Source organism: Lentilactobacillus sp., from assembly GCF_040773105.1.
Lineage (GTDB): Bacteria > Bacillota > Bacilli > Lactobacillales > Lactobacillaceae > Lentilactobacillus > Lentilactobacillus parabuchneri.
The window spans coordinates 1-4,337 of record NZ_JAXGWW010000173.1 but is presented as its reverse complement, the minus strand read 5'-3'; the positions used below and the strand labels follow the sequence as shown (position 1 = coordinate 4,337).

The following is a 4,337-nucleotide window of genomic DNA, read 5'->3' as shown; positions in this document are numbered from 1 at the left end:
GAAACGCTTCCAGCATGAAGCCATGGCGGCGACACAGCTGGATAATCCCCACATCGTCGGCATTTATGATGTTGATGAAGTCGAAGGGATGCAGTACCTGGTCATGGAATACGTTGATGGCGAGGATCTCAAAAAATACATCAAGGACAACTTCCCCATTCCGTATGCCGAAGTTGTCAATATTATGGAGCAAATTTGTTCGGCCGTCAGTGAAGCGCACCGTCATAATATTATTCACCGGGATTTGAAGCCACAAAATATCCTGGTTGATAAAAACGGGTATATCAAGATCACCGATTTTGGGATTTCCCGGGCCGGATCCGAGGACACGATGACCCAGACGCGTTCGATTATCGGCTCGATTCACTACCTGTCTCCCGAACAAATCAAAGGCGAGATGGCAACTGCCCGCTCGGATATCTATTCGTTAGGAATCATCCTTTACGAAATTTTAACCGGTAAAGTTCCTTTCAACGGTGACACCGCCGTTTCGATTGCAATCAAGCATTCCCAAACCCCGATGCCATCCGTTAGAGATTTCGATCCGCGAATTCCTCAAGCCATGGAAAACGTGGTCTTAAAAGCAACTGCCAAGAATCCCAATGACCGTTATCAATCCGTCAATGAATTAGCAGCCGACTTAAATACGTCGTTGGATAAATCACGGGCGAATGAAGCCAAGTTCACTGTTCCATCCCAGAACACCGGGATGGATGAGAAAACTCGGGTGATGCCATTTACCCCCTTAACGGATCAGGGTCAAACAGCCAGTGCCGATGCCCAAAAGCGCGAAACACCGGCTGGTCAGACTAAAAAAGGCAAAAAACCTGATAAAAAGCACCGCCGTCGAAAATGGTTCATTATTGGCGGTATCGCCGGGTTATTGGTGCTGATCTTGGCAATTGTGCTGGTTGCTTCAGCCACCGGGAAAACCACCGTTCCGGTTATTTCTGGAACCTTGGAATCTGAGGCCGAGGCTAAAATCCAGGACGCCGACCTAACAGTCGGCAGCGTCAAATATGAAAGCAGTGATAAAATTGACCGCCACAGAGTCATTAGTTCCTCACCCAAAGAAGAAACCAAGGTCAAAAAGGGCACCAAAGTCAACTTAGTGGTCAGCTCTGGGCCAAGAAAAGTCAAGGTTGACAACTATGTGGGTCAAAACTACGATGCGGTCAAACAAAAGCTTGAAGATGAAGGCTTTAAAGTGCGGAAACGAAACGCGCCTTCAAGTTCATTTAAACCCAGCAAGATTCTCCAACAGGATTTTCAATCCGGCGCACGACTGAATCCAGCTAAGCAAACGTTGACTTTCGTGGTCTCTACTGGTATTAAACAAATTACCCTCAAGGATTTAACCGGGATGACCAAGGCGCAGGTCGTTTCATACTCGAATAAAGTTGAAATTAATCCAACTTTTGACTACGTCTATTCTGATGATCAGCCAAAAGGGCGCGTCGTTCGACAATCACCAAATGCCAATCAATCTATCCAGCAGGGCGGTAACGTGGCCGTCTGGATCTCTCGTGGACCAAAGAAAGATAATTCAGATCAGCTGAAGAGCTTTAACGTTCGAATTACGATTCCTTATCTACAGGCCGAATCCGCTAGTGCCAGCTCAGCATCGTCATTGGATCCAAGCGGCGAAGCAAGTGACGACTCACAAGATGATCAGTCCGGTTCCAATGAAAACGTGGTGCTGATTTATCTTAAGGACCATGATCACAGCTTATCGAACGTCTACAAGCAAATGGTGATTACCAAGGATACGGCAGTCACCTTGCCATTTAAGCTGACAAGTAAAGAGGTCGGTAAGTATAAGGTCGTTCGTGACGGAAAAACGATTATGCGCGATAATAATGTCACTTACGATTCACATTAATAAATTACTGCAAATTAAAGTCACTTCTCTTATAATAAAAGGGAAGTGATTTTTTTATCGAGGTGATCAGTTGAAACAAGGAAAAATTTTTCAGTCATTAAGCGGCTTTTATGATGTCCATTCGGAAGGAAAGATTTATCGAACGCGGGCCCGGGGCAATTTTCGCAAACGCAAGATTACGCCACTGGTCGGCGACGACGTGGAGTTTCAAGTCGAAGATGACAACAAGGGATACATTCTCAAAATGCTTCCCAGAAAAAACGCGTTGGTCAGACCGCCGATTGCCAATATCGACCAGGCGATTGTCGCAACCGCCACGACACAACCAGAGTTTTCCAGTAACCTATTGGATCGGCAGTTAATTGCCCTGGAAATTGGCAAGATCAAGCCAATTATCTATTTCACCAAAACAGACTTATTGGACGACAAGCAGTTGGACTACTTTAAAGCGTTAGCGGCTGATTACGCCAAGATTCCTTATCAGGTTATTTTGCCGGATCAGGCATTTGATGAAAATTCGTTGGATCATTTACGCCAATTGTTTTCAGGAAAAGAAAATGTGATAATGGGACAGACCGGTGCCGGCAAATCGACGTTGCTCAATCACCTCGCACCGGATTTGAATTTGGCAACGGGCGAGATCTCCACCGCTTTGAATCGGGGCAAACATACGACTCGAAAAGTGGCGCTGCTGCGTGTCAATGACGGCTTTATTGCGGACACACCGGGATTTTCATCGTATGATACGTTGGAAATCGATTACCGGGAACTGGCGAACTATTTCCCTGAATTTAAGCGGGCATCTGTTAAATGTCGCTTTAGGGGATGCGTCCACGTCAACGAACCCGACTGTGAGGTGAAGCGGCAAGTCGCTGCCGGAGACATCATGTCGAGCAGATATGAAAATTATTTGCAACTGTACACCGATATTAAAAATCGGAAACCAAATTATAAAAAGTGAGGAAGTTAATTATGATTAAAGTTGCACCTTCAATTTTGAGTGCTGATTATGTCAATTTGCAAAAAGATGTTGAAATGGTCGATAAGGGTGGCGCAGAAGTGCTGCATATTGACATTATGGATGGTCAATTTGTACCCGCTCTTTCCTATGGCCCCGGCTGGGTCAAAGCCATTCGCCCAATCACCGATATGGTCCTTGACGTTCACATGATGGTTCAATCACCAGAACGCTTCGTTGACCAATTCGCTGATGCCGGCGCTGATATTATCGGTGTTCACACTGAAGCGACGCCACATATTCACCGTGCTTTACAGATGATTAAGAACAAGGGCGTTAAGGCAGAAGTTGTCATCAACCCAGGAACCCCTGTTTCAGCCATTAAGCCGGTCTTGTATATGGTGGATCAAGTCTTAGTGATGACGGTTAACCCTGGATTCGGCGGTCAAAAGTTCCTGCCGGAAACCGTTAAAAAGATTGCCGAATTAAATGAAATTAAAAAATCAGAGGGCTTGAACTTCGACATTGAAATTGATGGTGGCGTCAACGATCACACTGTTGTTGGTGCTTATCAAGCCGGTGCAACGGTTGCAGTTGCCGGATCCTATGTATTTGATGCCGATGACCCGGTTAGTCGAATCAACGCGATAAAGGATGCTACAAAATAAATGAAACGATTAAATCTATTGGTCGGCGGTCCGATTGACCTCTGGCCTGATGAATTGAAAAACGGACAGGTTAGCGGCGACTGGATTGGGATCGATAGAGGAAATCTCCATTTAATTGAAAAGGGGATTGATCCCTTGGTAGCGATTGGTGACTTCGATTCTTTAAAACCTGAAGAATTGCAGCTGGTTCGCGACCACATCTCAGATATCCGCCAGTCAATTCCTGAAAAAGATGACACTGACACGCAATTGGGATTAAAGGTTGCCTTGCAGGAATATCACGCGGATCGTCTGGATATTTATGGTGCCACTGGTGGCCGCTTGGATCATTTTCTGGCGAATCTGTGGATGGTCCTGGAGCCACGGTTTAAACCTGATGCACCAAAAATTCGTATGATTGACAAGCAAAATACCCTGACCTTTTTTCTACCCGGAGACTACCAGATTCAAAAAGAGGCCGATAAAAAATATTTGGCGTTTGTGGCATTGACACCGATGGATCACCTAACGCTATACGATGAAAAGTATCGTTTGGATGATTACCAGGTCAAACACCCGATGTCGCTTGCCAGCAATGAATTTGTCGGCGAAACTGCCAAGTTTCAATTTGGCAGTGGGGTCATGTGTGTGATTCAAAGTAAGGATATTAACCGGTTTAATTAATACGGAAAATCAAGTTTGTGACATTATTTGGCTGCACCAGCTCGTTGTTGGTCAGTCGAAAAAAGGATTGAGTCATTCTCACGGAAATGTGAGGTTGACTCAATCCTTTTTCATTGTAATAAAAAAGATCGATCATCATCGATCCAAGTTATTGCTATACACGGGT

General features: G+C 45.2%; 4 protein-coding genes. All 4 read left to right on the top strand.

Annotation, left to right across the window (positions count from 1 at the left end):
- The coding region (pknB, locus tag AB3112_RS08685; protein WP_367334304.1) for a Stk1 family PASTA domain-containing Ser/Thr kinase at positions 1-1,882 on the top strand (1,882 nt) is incomplete at its 5' end.
- A gap of 70 nt (positions 1,883-1,952) precedes the next feature.
- On the top strand, positions 1,953-2,843 hold the full coding sequence (gene rsgA, locus AB3112_RS08680; protein WP_084975366.1) for a ribosome small subunit-dependent GTPase A: 891 nt from the start codon (positions 1,953-1,955) through the stop codon (positions 2,841-2,843).
- A gap of 11 nt (positions 2,844-2,854) precedes the next feature.
- Positions 2,855-3,508 carry a ribulose-phosphate 3-epimerase gene (rpe, locus tag AB3112_RS08675; RefSeq protein ID WP_057909094.1) on the top strand — a complete coding sequence of 218 codons (654 nt, stop codon included), beginning with the start codon at positions 2,855-2,857 and terminating at the stop codon, positions 3,506-3,508.
- Entirely contained in the window at positions 3,509-4,171 is a 663-nt protein-coding gene (locus tag AB3112_RS08670) for a thiamine diphosphokinase (RefSeq protein ID WP_084975368.1), read from the top strand.
- Positions 4,172-4,337: the final 166 nt, after the last annotated feature.